The 14,316-nt window shown below is 47.1% G+C and carries 17 protein-coding genes; 2 read left to right on the top strand and 15 right to left on the bottom strand.

The window, feature by feature from the left end; all coding sequences use genetic code 11:
• The 9 genes from HMPREF1548_RS09390 to HMPREF1548_RS09435 all read right to left on the bottom strand — a co-directional run.
• Positions 1 to 516: M56 family metallopeptidase (locus tag HMPREF1548_RS09390; RefSeq protein WP_021635778.1), on the bottom strand; the 516-nt coding region annotated here is incomplete at its 3' end.
• 17 nt (positions 517 to 533) lie between these two features.
• Positions 534 to 914 carry a BlaI/MecI/CopY family transcriptional regulator gene (locus tag HMPREF1548_RS09395; protein WP_021635779.1) on the bottom strand — a complete coding sequence of 127 codons (381 nt, stop codon included), beginning with the start codon at positions 912 to 914 and terminating at the stop codon, positions 534 to 536.
• A gap of 144 nt (positions 915 to 1,058) precedes the next feature.
• The gene (locus HMPREF1548_RS09400; RefSeq protein WP_021635780.1) at positions 1,059 to 1,820 is read right to left on the bottom strand and encodes an EFR1 family ferrodoxin; all 762 of its coding nucleotides are present in this window, start codon (positions 1,818 to 1,820) and stop codon (positions 1,059 to 1,061) included.
• A gap of 16 nt (positions 1,821 to 1,836) precedes the next feature.
• Complete coding sequence (locus tag HMPREF1548_RS09405; RefSeq protein WP_021635781.1) at positions 1,837 to 2,184, bottom strand: ArsR/SmtB family transcription factor; 348 nt, start codon at positions 2,182 to 2,184, stop codon at positions 1,837 to 1,839.
• Positions 2,185 to 2,194: 10 nt separating this feature from the next.
• Positions 2,195 to 2,968 carry a nitroreductase family protein gene (locus HMPREF1548_RS09410; protein ID WP_021635782.1) on the bottom strand — a complete coding sequence of 258 codons (774 nt, stop codon included), beginning with the start codon at positions 2,966 to 2,968 and terminating at the stop codon, positions 2,195 to 2,197.
• Between the two features lie 170 nt (positions 2,969 to 3,138).
• Entirely contained in the window at positions 3,139 to 4,698 is a 1,560-nt protein-coding gene (locus HMPREF1548_RS09415; protein WP_021635783.1) for an ADP-ribosylglycohydrolase family protein, read from the bottom strand.
• Positions 4,699 to 5,123: 425 nt separating this feature from the next.
• Entirely contained in the window at positions 5,124 to 5,762 is a 639-nt protein-coding gene (locus HMPREF1548_RS09425; RefSeq protein WP_021635785.1) for a DUF1062 domain-containing protein, read from the bottom strand.
• A 475-nt stretch (positions 5,763 to 6,237) separates the two neighbouring features.
• Positions 6,238 to 6,516, bottom strand: coding sequence for a CD3324 family protein (locus tag HMPREF1548_RS09430; RefSeq protein ID WP_025489812.1), 279 nt, complete (start codon positions 6,514 to 6,516; stop codon positions 6,238 to 6,240).
• Between the two features lie 305 nt (positions 6,517 to 6,821).
• On the bottom strand, positions 6,822 to 7,604 hold the full coding sequence (locus HMPREF1548_RS09435) for an AraC family transcriptional regulator (RefSeq protein WP_021635789.1): 783 nt from the start codon (positions 7,602 to 7,604) through the stop codon (positions 6,822 to 6,824).
• 138 nt (positions 7,605 to 7,742) lie between these two features.
• Here HMPREF1548_RS09435 and HMPREF1548_RS09440 point away from each other — a divergent pair, with 138 nt between their 5' ends.
• Together HMPREF1548_RS09440 and HMPREF1548_RS09445 are read left to right on the top strand one after the other, a co-directional pair.
• The gene (locus HMPREF1548_RS09440; RefSeq protein WP_021635790.1) at positions 7,743 to 8,471 is read left to right on the top strand and encodes a ThuA domain-containing protein; all 729 of its coding nucleotides are present in this window, start codon (positions 7,743 to 7,745) and stop codon (positions 8,469 to 8,471) included.
• 117 nt (positions 8,472 to 8,588) lie between these two features.
• The gene (locus HMPREF1548_RS09445) at positions 8,589 to 9,695 is read left to right on the top strand and encodes a Gfo/Idh/MocA family protein (RefSeq protein WP_021635791.1); all 1,107 of its coding nucleotides are present in this window, start codon (positions 8,589 to 8,591) and stop codon (positions 9,693 to 9,695) included.
• Positions 9,696 to 9,809: 114 nt separating this feature from the next.
• Here the strand turns inward: HMPREF1548_RS09445 and HMPREF1548_RS09450 are convergent, their stop codons facing one another.
• From HMPREF1548_RS09450 to HMPREF1548_RS09475, 6 genes are all read right to left on the bottom strand, one after another.
• Complete coding sequence (locus HMPREF1548_RS09450; RefSeq protein WP_021635792.1) at positions 9,810 to 10,586, bottom strand: hypothetical protein; 777 nt, start codon at positions 10,584 to 10,586, stop codon at positions 9,810 to 9,812.
• The gene (locus HMPREF1548_RS09455; protein WP_021635793.1) at positions 10,583 to 11,431 is read right to left on the bottom strand and encodes an ATP-binding cassette domain-containing protein; all 849 of its coding nucleotides are present in this window, start codon (positions 11,429 to 11,431) and stop codon (positions 10,583 to 10,585) included. The genes HMPREF1548_RS09450 and HMPREF1548_RS09455 overlap by 4 nt, the downstream gene beginning before the upstream one ends.
• A 47-nt stretch (positions 11,432 to 11,478) precedes the next feature.
• Complete coding sequence (locus tag HMPREF1548_RS09460) at positions 11,479 to 12,204, bottom strand: hypothetical protein (RefSeq protein WP_021635794.1); 726 nt, start codon at positions 12,202 to 12,204, stop codon at positions 11,479 to 11,481.
• Positions 12,205 to 12,250: 46 nt separating this feature from the next.
• On the bottom strand, positions 12,251 to 12,697 hold the full coding sequence (locus HMPREF1548_RS09465) for a hypothetical protein (protein ID WP_021635795.1): 447 nt from the start codon (positions 12,695 to 12,697) through the stop codon (positions 12,251 to 12,253).
• A 2-nt stretch (positions 12,698 to 12,699) separates the two neighbouring features.
• Positions 12,700 to 13,290 (bottom strand): hypothetical protein, encoded by a 591-nt coding sequence (locus HMPREF1548_RS09470; protein WP_035321654.1) that lies wholly within the window; start codon positions 13,288 to 13,290, stop codon positions 12,700 to 12,702.
• A 226-nt stretch (positions 13,291 to 13,516) separates the two neighbouring features.
• A complete protein-coding gene (locus tag HMPREF1548_RS09475) occupies positions 13,517 to 14,305 on the bottom strand; it encodes a class I SAM-dependent methyltransferase (protein ID WP_021635797.1) in 789 nt (262 codons plus the stop codon).
• Between the last annotated feature and the right edge of the window lie 11 nt (positions 14,306 to 14,316).

A 14,316-nucleotide genomic window follows, 5' to 3' on the forward strand; every position in this document is an offset into this window, starting at 1 on the left:
CAGAAAGGGGGTTTCCAGCGCTGCCGATTCGTAAACCGGCGCCCGTCCTTTCGTTTTTCCCACAAGAATTACGGCCTGGGCCGTTCGTTTCTTCAAGCGCAGAAAAGTATACAATGCAGCCGCCAATATTATGAACACTCCCAACAGCCACAGAGTGAAAAACATTCCCATCAGCAGTCTGTCAGGCGCGATGCCGCTTCTTCCGGCTGCAGCTGTCGCCCTGCGTACGGCACTGTCCGGCGCAAGGCTGTTGACTATGGAGGTATATGCCTGAAAACCGGTGGAAACCATCCCTTTATAGGTTACTGCATCTTGCCGGACTGGAATAAGGCTGAGGGCCGATTCCAGGCTGAAGGGACACAAAAATCTTACAAACACCAGGATCCAGAGCGCATAAAAATACCCCGCAGGCACTTTTTTCAGCAAGGCTCTCAGAAGCAGGACCACAACGCCCGCACAGGAAGCGGACAGGGTCATATTCAGTATTTTCGGAAAAATATGCAGCAGGCCTTCCATATTTTTTCTCTCCCTTCTTATGAATCGTTTCGTCCATCCGACATGCTTGCGGCATCTATCAGACGCTTCAGCTCTTCCGCTTCCTGACGGGTCAGCTTCTTATCCCTGAGGAAAGCGGCGACAAAGGCAGGCAGGGAGTTCCCGAAACTCCGGTGTATCAGCTGTTCGCTTTCCTGCCTGCATACCTCGTCTTTTTTTACAATAGCGGTTACGGTAGCATTTTCATTTTTCAGAATGCCTTTTTCACACAGCTTTCTTAAAACGGTGTAGCTGGTGGCTTTCTTCCAGCCTAGGCGTTCCTGGGCTGTCTTAATTAATGCTGTGGAATTTATGGGCTCATTCTCCCATACAAGATCTGCAAAACGGTATTCTCCATCCGGGATTTTCGGTATTTCCATGAATGTCGGGCCTCACTTTCTTCATTGGCGGTTAAACAGCTGTTTTCAGTTTATATATGCAAAAAGGTTTATTGTCATAAACCTAGTTTATAACAATAAACCTTCCCTGTCAATTTATTTTGCCGCAGATATTTTTTACGTTCCTCAGCTTTTTTCCGGGTTTTCCGGGCAGATGTATCGTATCAGGCCCTTACTGTGTTCTCCGTATTCAATCGCTTCCGCAGGGCAGCGGCAGATACAGGCCATGCAGTGGGTGCAGCTCTTACCCCATACAGGTTTTCCGTCTGACAGGCGGATATTGTCCAGGGGACAGACCTGAACGCATTTGCCGCAGGAAATGCAGGAATCATCAGCATAAAATTTCCGGGCATGGACGAATACCGGATAAAAAATGTCATTCACAATACCGCTGCTTATTTTATCCTTCAATGCGACGGCAGGCCGGGGAAATACTTTGCCGCTCTTTATCAAAAGGGCAGCCTCATCCAGCACTTTTTCCGACCGGCGGATAATTTCCAGTGCCTCGTCCTGTGCCGGCGCGGAATACATCGCAATATAGTTTTCTGGCATTACCACTTCCATGCAGCCGCAGAAATCAAGCTTCTTTGCATTGCATAACTTTTCAAGATAAGCGCCTGCATTTCCGATACTGCCGCCGCAGGTCATTACAAAATAAATGCTTCTGTTTCCCGTAAGCGCTGTATTCTCCAGCCATTCCTGCACGATGCGCGGTATCCTCCAGGCATAGGTGGGGACAACGATAACCCAGGGCTTTTCTGAGTGCAGCTGAGAATAATCATGGCTGCGGATTTTCCCAAATAAATCCACGGCGTCGTCATTGATTGCTTTGCCGATTCTCTTAGCGGCATATTCACTGTTACCTGTCCCGGAAAAGAATAAAATCATAATCTGCTTCCTCCTGTCATGATTTGCTGATATGCCGGACGCTTGCATAAATAAGGTTGATTACATCTGAAATCTCTTTCCACTGCGTTTCATCGGCGCTCAGATAATAATAATTTTTCGTTCCCTCTCTCCGCATTGCAACGATTCCGGCTTCTTTCAGGATCTGCAGATGATGGGAAACGGAAGGCCTCGTTAAATGGGTTTTTTCCGCAATCTCCCCAACCCGGATTCCCGACAGATCACTTTCCAAAAGCACGAGAAGAATCAACTGTCTCGTTTCATCGCCAATAGCGGTGAACGCATTCCGGCAGTCCCGGAACCCGGCCACGATTTTCTGTAAATTTTCTTCACATTCTTTTGCCATTTTTAGCCCTCTACATATATTTGACGATTAATTTTTCACGTTGTACGGAACGTAAGAATTTCACATCCGGATAGCCCAGCACCAATGTCATGGCGGCACGTTTTCCCTTCGGAATGCCTATTGCCTTCCTGATTTTAGGGGAGGTATTTGCCGCCATTGTGAAAAATCCGCTGAATAACACGCCCAGGCCATTCGCCTCCGCTACAAATTCCATATTCTGTGCGGCGAGTATACCATTCGTTTTATCCCTGGCCAGAATAACAATCACTGTCGGGGCGTTAAAAAAGAAAAAGTGTTCATCAATTTTATTTTTGCGTGCCATGGGGCTGAATAAATCGGCAAATGGCTTTATTTTCCGGAACAGGCTGACAGCCATTTGCTCAATGCGGCTCTTTTCCTTATTGAGTACGACAAAGGAAACGTCCTGCATGTTTTTGGCCGTATGGGTAAGCCTGCCTGCTTCCAGAACCTGGCTGAGTACTTCCTTTGGAATTTCTTTTTGCTTAAACTGCCTTATGGATCTTCGGAAGCGGATGACATCCAAAATCTCCCCGGGCTTCAGGCGGAAATCTTCTTTTTTCTCAATTTGTCCGGTATCGTAGCCGCTGATTGAAACGGCCCTCATAGGGCAGACTGCGGTGCATTGCCCGCACATCAGGCAATCGTCCAACAGGGTTGCTGCTTTTTTGTCCTTTATCTCTATGCTGTGCGCGGGGCATACCCTGGCGCATATACCGCAGCCAATGCATTTGGACGTATCAATTTCCACTCGATGCTGTTTCATTATCCGGGCTCCTTTCGTTTAAGTTCATTAACCATTATACTATAACGAATCGGGTGGATTATTCAACATCGGTAAAGAAAATCGTTACCAAGCTTTTTATTCGCTCTGGGCTTCATCATCAACCAGCATCACCTTCAGAGAATTTCCCATGCCTGCCTCCAGTTTAAAAATTATGCCTCTCTCATCAGTGTAACCTTAACCGCGCCGGAAGAATGTCTGCCTTCCAGAGATACTTCAATTATAAATTCCAGCTTGCCGCCATCAAACGTATCCGCATTAAAAACGATTTCAGCTTCAGCCTTTGAGCCGTACAGATTATTCAGGGGAAGCGTAAAGGCCCTTCCGTTTTTCAGTTCCACGCCTGACGGCATATAAACCGTAATCCTGGCCCACTGCTGCTGCCTCATCGTATGCGAATTGGTCACGGTCACTTTTATCTTACGCTCTTCTCCTGCTTTGAAGAAAACGGAATTTTCATAATCAACCATAAGATTAAAGGCAGGGAAGGAATATCTTACCACATAGGGAGACAGGCTGCAAAGCTCTCTGATGGGAAGCGCCTCATCCTTTCCGTTGCCGTTTATTTTAGGCAGATAATCCGTTGTCCTGCTACAATACAGCGCTTTGCCCTCTTTGCATTCGATTGTCATTCCGCCTTCTGCAAAAATATCGCAGATATCCTGTCCCAGGAACCCGGGGGCTGCCTTCATTACCCGTTCTGTCAGTTCGGTTACCGTGGAGGGCACCCAGATTCCCCCGCTTGTTTTGTCAATACAGAGCGTTGCAATTTTGTCGTCAAGGGGAGCTGTCCATTCCTCCGGAAGGCCTGATGCGCCGGCTATGATTCCCAGCACTGCGCCTAATGTGGCACATGTGCAGTCCGTATCTTCGCCGCAGGCCACCGCCATGCAGAGGCTTCTGCCGAAATCCTCCCCGCCATATAACCAGCCTGCAATAGTGAATGCCACATTTTCAGGAGCGTCAAAGCCCGGTGCTCCTGTCTCCATCCCTTCATTTCCTTCCACAGGGATTTCACTGAGGGTGCCGCTTTGAATGCCGAAGGTACCGGGAGCCGTGTTATGGATCTGGATGCGGGCTTCCCTGAAATCTGTATGATTATCGTAGCATTCCAGGGCCTTCAGGATCGCTTTTGCCGTTGCGCTTTCCTCAGGAATATAGGACAGGGCAATATCTATCAGAGTCCGTTTGTCGCTTTCCACAAAAGCGGCGCTCTGCAGAGCCGCGAAGAAAATTTCACCATACATGCCTTCGCCTTCATGATCTACAATAGCATCCTCGTAGGCATAGCGTGCAGCCAGATCCGGATTGCCGGGAGCCAGGCAGGCCCAGATTTCGGAGCGGATATAGCAGCCGCAGCTGTCCTTATAAGTATTATCGATCAGGCCTGAAAGGGGAGGCTGCAGGCCCGCACGCAGGTTAGCTTTTCCTGTCCCGTATTCTACCCAGTTGGGAATACAATAGGAAAGCCAGTATTCTCCCAAAATAGATGCATTTACATTTCTTCCGTAACGCTCCACCGCGGCCAGCCAGATAATCTGCAGATCCAGATCATCGTTGGGCGGAGGCCCCATGGACAGATCCTGCGTGTAGAAGGAAATATCGTTTACCTGTCGCTTTCCTTCGAAGGGCGCCCCCAGCACGCCTCCGATATTTTTTCCTGCCCAGCAGCCCATCACCTTGTCTTTGTAGGTTGCAAAATCCAGTTTCATTTTTTCATACCCTCTCTTTCTAAATTGTTGTTTATTATTAATGTCACCGTTACGCCTCCTTCAGGATTATTCCATGTTGTCCTGCCTGAAAATCAGGGAAAAGGGATATTATTTATTTTAAGCCCTTTTACGATTTGAAACAATGGGAAAATCAACGCAGAGGTCGGTATCATCACTCCCGTTAAAAGCATGTAATAAATTTCCTTTTGGAATAGAATATTTGTCATTGCCGTAGCAGCAGATTCATAAGCTAACCTATTCCAACAGATGAATGCATCCCACAAAAAAATACCGGTTCCATTGTTAGAAAACCGGCATTTTTTTAAGTAAGTATGTTCTATATTTGATTGTAACTTTGATTCAATTGTTTCACTGTACTGGGCACAACAATGCACTGAATATGTAAAAATCAAAAGTATCATTTTTTATATATTTCTAATCTCTATTGCCATAGTTTCCGGTATTTTATTTTTGCAGCTCTTTCCGCCGGATAAAATACGAAGAAACCCTTCTTCCTCCATTTTCGCAGTTTCTTTTCTGGACCAGCCGAAATGGCTGCACAGCAGTTTATCCAACCTCAGCGGCATACCATATTGATTATAAATAGTTATGAATACTCTTTCATCGTTGAATTCCTGTTCGCCTTCAGCCGGATATAATTGTGACCTTTCTGTCTGCGTCTGAGACAATTGGGTCTGAAGCAAAGGTAATTCCGTAATCTCTACATCATACTCCACCTGCTCCCACAGAGCTTCCGCCTTATTCCGGTTTAAAATCTCCTTACGGCAGCCATACTCCAATGCCGTTTTCCTGTCATTTTGCTGGAATCGTGTGTATAGCCTTCTGTCCAGGAAATCTGGGGAAATCCGTGTATAAATATCCAGATTCCAGCTGGAAGCGCACTTTTCACACCGGTAGATGAGCCATACATCTATTTTATTACCGTTGGCGTTAATTCGAAAATTTCCACTACTGTGAAATATTGTTTTTCGACGGCACCCTGAACAATTTCTGATAATTGCAGGTGCGGTTTTAGGCACTATGGCCCATTTTTCTATTTTCATAAGCTTGTCTGCATCTCCTTCTTGTGTCTGATTGACAGGTAGGGAAACAGCAGAAGCTATTTTATTTTTGTAAAAAGCCGATAAACTATTCAGCAGGTCAACGCAATAGCATTGAAGGAACTGAAAAATTCCCGGGCTGTTTTAAATTCAGCCGCAATATTCACATTTCATACAATAGCTTCTGCTATGCATGAAAAATATCTTCTGTCATAAATCGATCCTCCCTCTTGGGAAAAGAACAGTCCTTACCGGCAACAATTCAGATAACCGGACTGTTGCTCTAACTATTCTTTTTTCCCTGTATTTGCCGGCTTTTGTATTGTAACATTTCAAACCGGCTGCGGCGCTCCCAAATTCTTTTCTGAAAAAATGATGCGCCAAGCTGACAGTTCAAGGAACTGGACAGTCATGGGCTGAACAAAAAAAGGATCCCGTCCCGCCCTGCGGTTTACGAAATCCTTTCCCCTCCGGCTGCTCATGCCGGTCTCTTTTTCTCTTTTGCAATAATTCTCTGGATACTTTTTTCAGAAAGAAAATACTTCATGGATAATGTATCCGTTTTCATGCCTGACAGATAGTCCTCATAAATCCGGCGGTTCCTTTCATCCATTTCCCGGCGGTAATCCGTGGATTCTCCCCAGCATTTCCTGTTTTCTTCTTTCCTTGGTATATAAATATATTCTCCGTCCACATATTGCTGTATCAGTGCCACCACCTCCGGCGGCAATATTTTTTCTGCCTTTCTGTAGCCCATTCTGCCCTCCTGAAAAGTCAAATCCCCCGCAGTAAGCTGCGGACATTTGATTCCCTCGGCAGAAGCCAATTGGATATATAACCTGGCAGTGTTCACTGCATATCCGGCCGGCCTGCTGTCCGCGGGAATAGTTTCCCGGATGAGCAAAGGCTATTACAAGTCTTTCATATTATATGATTTATTGTCTGCAATAGCCTTTGCTATGCAGAATATATATCTGTAGTCATACAACAACCACCCTCCTTTTGCCTTAACCTTTCCTCATTATATACTATGGTGCTGCATCAGTCCAGCAAGAACTGCAGCTACATTCCTCTGCTCCTGTATTCCTTAGGCGTCATCCCCGCCGCGTCCCGGAAAACGCGGTTAAAGCTTCTCTGGCTTTCAAAACCTGCATCTTCCCATATTTCCGTCAGCGGCTTTCCGGTGGTGCGTATGAGCTGCATGGCATATTCCAGGCGGATACGGTTCAGGTATTCCCGGAAGCTCATCTGCAGGCGGGCGGAAAAGGTATGGGACAGGTAGTATTTATTAACATGCAGCTTCTTTGCCAGCTCTTCCAGGGTCAGAGGCTCCTGGAAATGTTCCATAATGTACTGTACCAGACGATAGGTCAGATCCATATTTTCCGGGCTTTCATCTTCGCAAAGCGTCAGACGGGGAAACAGATACGCCAGTACCACCTGGATCCAGGCGCCGCACAGGCCCGGATCAGAGTTTATTTCTTTTTTGCACAGCCGTCTGAAAGCAAGGGCGGTATCCGCTGGGATATCCTTTTTCCCCAAAAAAGGATTGGCAGGATAATATTTCCGGATGCTTCCCGCATAAGCTCCGGCGATGGCCGAACCGAAAATCAAAAGAAGCGCTTTGCATGTATGCTCCGTCGTATAGCTGTGTACCCGCTCAGGGAAAATAACCGCGCATTCGCCGCTTTGCAGCAATCTTGTTTCCCCCATAACGGAAACCCGTATTTCCCCTTCCATGCAATAAAGCATTTCCACATCATCATGCAGATGCGCCGGAAAATTCATATTGTCCGATACACCGATCTGGAGCCTGCCGCTCCGCCTTTCATAAAAAGGATTCATTCCCCTTCTCCCTCCCGGAATATTGCCTGTGGCTGGAATGACCGCAATTTATGGCCACTAATCTTTTAGTTATGGCAATCATTATACGCGCCGTCCTGCTATAATACAAGCATAATCAAGAAAAGCGGAGGATTTGCTATGACAGAGAAAAATGTTTTGATTTTCCAGGGCGGATGGGATGGCCATGAACCGGTCAAGGTCGCCGCAAGATTTGCGAAGCTGATGGAGAAAAACGGCTACACATGCAAGATTTACGACAATCAGGAGGTGCTTCTTGATCTGGATCTGCTGATGCGTCAGGATCTTATTATTCCCTGCTGGACAATGGGCAAGATCGATGCCGCAGCAAGGGCAAACATTGTGAAGGCCGTAGCGGCCGGCACCGGACTTGCCGGATGCCACGGTGGGATGTGCGATGCGTTCCGTGAGGATGTGGAATGGCAATTTATGACTGGTGGACAGTGGGTAAGCCATCCCGGCGGCGATGGCATCTCCTATCAGGTTAATATCTGCAAGGGATCCAGCCCTATTGTGGAAGGCCTGGAGGATTTCCCGGTATGCAGCGAACAATATTATCTGCATGTGGATCCGGCGGTAGAGGTGCTTGCAACCACACGTTTCCCCATTGTTCCCTACTATCATATTTCCAATAAAGAAGTGGATATGCCTGTAGCCTGGACAAAATTCTGGGGCAACGGCCGGGTGTTCTATAATTCGCTGGGACATCACGATGACGTTTTTGAAAAATCCCCTGAGGCACAGATTCTTATGGAGCGCGGTATGCTTTGGGCAGCTCAGGGTAAAGAATATGCCTCAGAGCACAAGCTGACCACGGAGAGGTTTGAAAATACGGCAAAAATGTATTGATATCCGGATATTTCCCAGCAGGCCAGCGCAGTATCTGCGACGGAACTGAGCCGTTATGATACCTGTAATAATTCAACTATCTGAACCGATACATAGCATTGCCGGAAAGGAGTAATTATGGAAAAAGTAAGAATCGGCATTCTGGGACTGGGTGCCATCAGCGGAATTTATCTGAAAAATCTGACCGGGCTGTTTAAGGAAGTGGAGGTAATCGGCGTTTATGACCTTATTCCGGAAAAAACAGCGCAGGCCCAGAAAGAATATGGAATCCCCAAAGCCTATACCTCTATGGAAGAAATGCTTCAGGATGAGGAGGTGGAAATCGTCCTTAACCTCACCCGCCCCTTTGAACATTATGCCACCACCAAAGCGGCTCTTCTGGCGGGAAAGCACGTATACAGTGAAAAGCCGCTGGCGGCCACTCTGGAAGAAGGCAAGGAGCTGGTTGCCATGGCCCGGGAAAAAGGACTGCTTCTCGCAGGAGCGCCTGATACCTTCATGGGGGCGGCAATCCAGACCTGCCGTAAGCTCATTGACGATGGCTTTATCGGCCGGCCCATAGGCGCAACAGCGCAGATGATCTGCCATGGGCATGAGAGCTGGCATCCGGCGCCTGCCTTTTACTATCAGTACGGAGGCGGCCCCATGATGGATATGGGACCTTATTATATGACTGCACTGGTCAACCTTCTGGGCGGAGTTAAAGGATTGACCGGATTGACTGCAAAATCCTTTGAAACGCGCACCATTACCAGCGAACCCCAGTGCGGTACTGTAATTCCGGTGGAGGTTCCAACCCATGTAAATGGTATCCTTCAGTTCGTAAACGGTGCGGTAGCTACTGTTACCACCACCTTTGACGTGTATTATGACAGACAGGATAAACTTGAAATCTATGGGACACAAGGTACCCTGCGCGTTCCTGATCCCAACTGCTTCGGCGGGAGCATCACTCTCCTGCGCCCTGAAGACGGCAGCTTCAAGGAAATCCCTTTGGCCTTCGATTATCAGGAAAACAGCCGCGGCCTGGGTGTCGCCGATATGGCAAAAGCACTTCGCACCGGAAGGGCCTGCAGGGCAGACTGCAGCCAGACTCTGCATGTACTGGAAATCATGACCGCTTTTGAAAAAAGCAGCCTTGAGGGCCGCTATCTGGAACTGGAAACCACCTATGAAAGAGGCCCTGCCATGGCTCATAACCCCGTCCGCGGCATCCTCGATTAATGTTCTTCATTGACCGGTTTGGTAAATCATAAAGTGCCTGCTCTCCTGGTTTCCCGGGAAGGCAGGCACTTATCTTTCAGCAGATTTTCAGGTGTGTTGGTAATAATCCCGAAATTATTCAAACTTTTTTCTTACCATTATCTTAATATAGATCCAGGTCTCCAGCACTGTGTAAGCTGCCATCCAGAAGAAATAAATCCACAGCCTGGAAAAATGAAAGTATTCCTCCGCACAATAATTAACACTTAAATCATATACCGGCGGCAGAACCCAGGTCACCAGACGTACGGCAGCGAACTTTTCGCCCACAGCCCCTTTAAGGACTATAATAAGTCCTATTAACACACTGAGAATCAAGGCTGTTTCTCTCTTATGGAAAATCCTCCTGTTGGCAAAAAGTCCCGTAATGCCTCCGCTGATCCCTATAATCCAGAAAAGGAAAAAAGCGCTGATGATATCTGCAGCGGTCAGAGGTCTCATAAACAACCCTTTTTTATTCACCAGATCGCATAAAAAAGGATACACCGCGCTGACAGCGGCGGTCTCCAGACTGATATAAGCCACCAGAAGGCACCGGCCGCCAAACAGCAGTCCTTTTTCCTCCGTTTTGATAAATACGGTCTGATCAATCATGGGAAAGATAATATCCTCATACATAACCCCCATGGCAAGCATCAGGAGAAATACCACAAGGGAACAGATGCTGAAGCTGTCAAGTACATACTGGGGCGCCATGGAATAGGCAAAACCCAGATAAAAAAACAAAAGGATGGCCGGAAGGATCATCCGGCTGCTGTGCTTATATTTTTCCCTTTCATAACGGAAGATTTCCAGAAGATGTGCCGCCCGGGCAAAACGCTTTGAACCTGGAGCATTCGTTTCAGCTGTCATGTCTCATCCGCCTCCTCATATCTGACAATATGCCACTGCTTTTCCAGGCAGATTCCAAACAGCTTATCCGCCAGAACAGTATCGGCCTCTATTCTGCAGATTGTCCCAAAATCCGTAATGTTCCAGCCTTCTTCAGGAAGACATTGCTTCAGGATTTCCAATACACTCTGCCTGCTGCAGGGCTTAAAGAGAAGGCTGCATTGTTTTCTGTGTGTTCCATACACATAGGGAATGCCGTCAGCCAGCTCTCCTTCTTTGATCTCATAAATCCGGTCAGCCAGCTCTTCAATGAGATAGGTTTCATGGCAGGCCATAATCAGCGCCATTCCCTTTTCTTTTCTCTCTCGCAGCTCCTGTATCAGGGTCATCTGGGACAGCGTATCCTGTCCGGAAAGGGGTTCATCCAGAAACATCAGATCTCTTTTCCCAAGCAGAGCCTGAATCACCGCCGCCTTCTGCAGCGTTCCTTTGGAAAGATATTTCATGGGAGTTTTCAGCATGGTCTCCAGATGAAACTGATGCAGATAATGCGCCATACGGTCACGGCCTTCTCTTTCCGTTTCCATAAGATACATATGCTCCATGAACTTTCCAAGTGTCATGTTGATCTTCTCATAACGGTCGGGAATGAAGGCCATGCGGGTTCCTGCCTGCAGGCTCACTTCTCCTGAGGATGGATTGCTGAGGCCGGCCAGAATCCGCAGCAGCGTGCTTTTCCCGCAGCCATTTACGCCCACAAGGCCAACAGCTTCCCCTCTTTGCGCCTGCAGTGAAATATCCTTCAGTACAGTTTTGTCATCGTATTTCTTTCTGATATTACTTGCCTCAATAATAAATTGTCCCACGCTCTTTCTCCTGCCGCTTTCTGTTGGCGGTAATCAATTACCGCTTATTACTTTTTCTCCCGTTTGAAAATCTTCTCTGCCAGCATAATGAATGCGGTTCCAAAGGAAAACAATACCAGAACGGCAATTGCGATGCGCAGCAGAAAAAGTCCGAATTCATGGGAATCATTCCATTTATCATTAATGCAGTAAAAAACATCATCCATGGGAACATCATATTCATAGCAGATTCCGTCAAGGCTGCCCTTCGCCTGCATATTAAGCGGTATTTTCCGGCCGACGGGCAGGGTGATTTCTTTTCCCATTTTCAGCTTCCTTGCCTCTTCCATCGGCAGCTGGGCCAGTATGTACGATTCATCCGGCAGCTGAAGCAGATAGAATTCCCCATATTCATTGAAAACGTCCAATGCTGTATTGGTTATTACAGGCGCTTTCCAGCCGCCTCTGTTTCTGCGTGTCGGGGTGGTGTATGCGTCAACCCAGGGATGAAGGGCACCTACTCCTGTGGATACAATACCCACAGGCTGTATCGTTATATAGTCAGTTGCCCAGGCTTCCTCCCAGCTATGTCCGTCCTCAATGAGGGGGATATCCCCGCCGGCAGGCCTGCCGATGTAATCCTCAGGAAGGCCGCCCTCAGTCATGGACAGGGTAACAGGCTCCTCCCTGCCCCGCATCAGATATTCCAGCCCGATATTTTTTCCTACATATACAGCCAGTACTATAGCTGCAATCACAAGTACGAAATCCAGTATTTTTAAAAACTTATCCATAGCCTATTCTCCTGCGGTCTGCAGATCCTTTCTGATATTACCGGTGCTACCTGCCCCAGTTCATTTCCTCCCATTGTTCTGTCAGGGGACGGAATGGCTCATAAGGGAGAATATAAGTCCCTTTCAGATATTCTTCTCCCCTCACCTGAAGGAAATCCTTGATCCGCACCTGCCTTTCATCACATTTGGTACAGGTGAAAACCTCAAGCCAGCATGCGCGCCGTCCTGTGGGGATCTGCTCCTTTCCTGCAATCGGCTTCATATTCCTGCTCAGATACCCCTCGGGATCCCCATACTCCTGCTCAAAAGAGGCAGGTATCAGGAACAGATAGGTACGGGTAGAAGATTTTACAGCAGGAGCCTGGCATTTCCGGCAGAGAATTTTGCCTTCCGTATCGGCGGCAAGCGCACGTATCAGGGAAATGACGCCAAAAACCGCAATTACTGCCGCTATAACGAAGAGAATCTCCGGCATATAATATATCCAGCCCATTGCTACATCCTTCCTTCCGCCCTGGCCTTTGCCGCCTTCAGTATTTCCACGAAAGCATCGGCCTTGGATACCGCCTCAGCGCCTATTCCGGATTTCGTACTCACCACCCGGTTGGTCAGAAGGGTCGGCATGGATATTTTTTTACCATCCAGATAAAAAACAAAACGTATCCCTGTCATGGCGGAAGCGATTGTTTCAATACGGTCAATACGGGAGGCATTGAAAATCTGGATTTTAAAAGGATTGTAGGAAGAAATAAAGCCAATCATGCCGTTTGTCATGTCGATATAGAGAATTCCGCCTCTCCCCTGAAAAGAGCTGTCAAACCGGTAAGGAAGCGAGTCAACCTCCTTCGCCGTCTTTTTTACAAACAGGCTCGAAAAATTACCCCATGCAATCATCATCAGCATGATAATCCAGATCATAATTCCGAAAATAAGCGACATAGCGAGAACCAGATCCACTCTGATCTCACCCATAACAATACACATGATTAATGATGCGACCAACGGGAGGATAATCCCTGCTGCCAGCACAAGCAGGATATAGCTCCTGCCCACTCTTTCAAATTTTTCTGTTTCCTTGTCCCTCATTGTCTTTTTTCCTTTCTTCTTTAGTAAATGCAAAGCATGCCCTGTGCCAGAGTCCTGCCCCGACAAAAATATACCGGCATGCACTGGCAGCCGGCATATTTTTTGCTCATTGCAAGGACTATTATACCATTTTCTGAATGCATACAGCAATTACTTATTTCTTAAAGATCCTTTAAGAATATTTGCTATATCATTTGAAAGTTATAAATGTTACACATTGAAAATGTTATTTCTGCGCAATCAGAAGAAATGACAGAGGGAACCCTTTTTTATCATAAGCTTCTGTTAAACCGATATCGTAGTCATACTCATTCAGTTTGCATACATTCATTTTCGAAAAGCAGACCGCATTGATAATGTCGGACATCGTGTGTGAAAAACTGGTAAAGGTTTTGGAGACATATTGCTCCGACATATATCCCATTCCTTCATTTTCGATCCATGGTTCCCTCCTGAAATAAGAATAGGCAATCTGATTCAGGTGCTTTTCATCAAATGCAGGCTCACCGGGCATGGCCAGCATATTCATAAGAGGATGATAATCATGGATAAGAAGAATGCCGCCCGGCCTCAGGCAGTCCGCCACTTTGGAAAATAGCTGCTCAAGATCCTCAAACCAGGTAATTGCACCGATGGTGAACATCACAAAATCAAAGCGGTTGTTGTATTCCTCCGGTATTTCCAGAATGTTGCAGGCAGTAAACCGGCAATTGTCAATTCCGGCCTTTTGAGCCGTATCGCGGGCCTGCCCGATTATGTTTTCCGCAATATCAAAGCCATAGCCCTCCTTTGCGCCAAGCTGCATCAGAGAAAGCAGTTCCCGTCCATTGTTGCAGCAAAACTGCGCTGCTGTTTTCCCTCTAAAATCCAAAGCTTCCAGCTCTTTTGCCAAATCAGGGCAAAAAAAGGGAAGGTGTTCATTCATCAGCCTTTCGTAGTTTTCTTCTCCCCATCCGGGAAGTTTGTGTTCGAAGGCCTCTTCCCAGGCCTTTTTGTTTTCATTAAAATAATTCATTTATTTTCTCC

The organism is Clostridium sp. KLE 1755, from assembly GCF_000466465.2.
GTDB classification, from domain to species: Bacteria; Bacillota; Clostridia; order Lachnospirales; family Lachnospiraceae; genus Eisenbergiella; species Eisenbergiella porci.

Bases quoted from the DNA above. Each gene is read 5' to 3' on its own strand.
- HMPREF1548_RS09395 (WP_021635779.1), bottom strand. From the start codon at position 914: ATGGAAATACCGAAAATCCCGGATGGAGAATACCGTTTTGCAGATCTT.
- HMPREF1548_RS09400 (WP_021635780.1), bottom strand. From the start codon at position 1,820: ATGATTTTATTCTTTTCCGGGACAGGTAACAGTGAATATGCCGCTAAG.
- HMPREF1548_RS09405 (WP_021635781.1), bottom strand. From the start codon at position 2,184: ATGGCAAAAGAATGTGAAGAAAATTTACAGAAAATCGTGGCCGGGTTC.
- HMPREF1548_RS09410 (WP_021635782.1), bottom strand. From the start codon at position 2,968: ATGAAACAGCATCGAGTGGAAATTGATACGTCCAAATGCATTGGCTGC.
- HMPREF1548_RS09415 (WP_021635783.1), bottom strand. From the start codon at position 4,698: ATGAAACTGGATTTTGCAACCTACAAAGACAAGGTGATGGGCTGCTGG.
- HMPREF1548_RS09425 (WP_021635785.1), bottom strand. From the start codon at position 5,762: ATGAAAATAGAAAAATGGGCCATAGTGCCTAAAACCGCACCTGCAATT.
- HMPREF1548_RS09430 (WP_025489812.1), bottom strand. From the start codon at position 6,516: ATGGGCTACAGAAAGGCAGAAAAAATATTGCCGCCGGAGGTGGTGGCA.
- HMPREF1548_RS09435 (WP_021635789.1), bottom strand. From the start codon at position 7,604: ATGAATCCTTTTTATGAAAGGCGGAGCGGCAGGCTCCAGATCGGTGTA.
- HMPREF1548_RS09440 (WP_021635790.1), top strand. From the start codon at position 7,743: ATGACAGAGAAAAATGTTTTGATTTTCCAGGGCGGATGGGATGGCCAT.
- HMPREF1548_RS09445 (WP_021635791.1), top strand. From the start codon at position 8,589: ATGGAAAAAGTAAGAATCGGCATTCTGGGACTGGGTGCCATCAGCGGA.
- HMPREF1548_RS09450 (WP_021635792.1), bottom strand. From the start codon at position 10,586: ATGACAGCTGAAACGAATGCTCCAGGTTCAAAGCGTTTTGCCCGGGCG.
- HMPREF1548_RS09460 (WP_021635794.1), bottom strand. From the start codon at position 12,204: ATGGATAAGTTTTTAAAAATACTGGATTTCGTACTTGTGATTGCAGCT.
- HMPREF1548_RS09465 (WP_021635795.1), bottom strand. From the start codon at position 12,697: ATGGGCTGGATATATTATATGCCGGAGATTCTCTTCGTTATAGCGGCA.
- HMPREF1548_RS09470 (WP_035321654.1), bottom strand. From the start codon at position 13,290: ATGAGGGACAAGGAAACAGAAAAATTTGAAAGAGTGGGCAGGAGCTAT.
- HMPREF1548_RS09475 (WP_021635797.1), bottom strand. From the start codon at position 14,305: ATGAATTATTTTAATGAAAACAAAAAGGCCTGGGAAGAGGCCTTCGAA.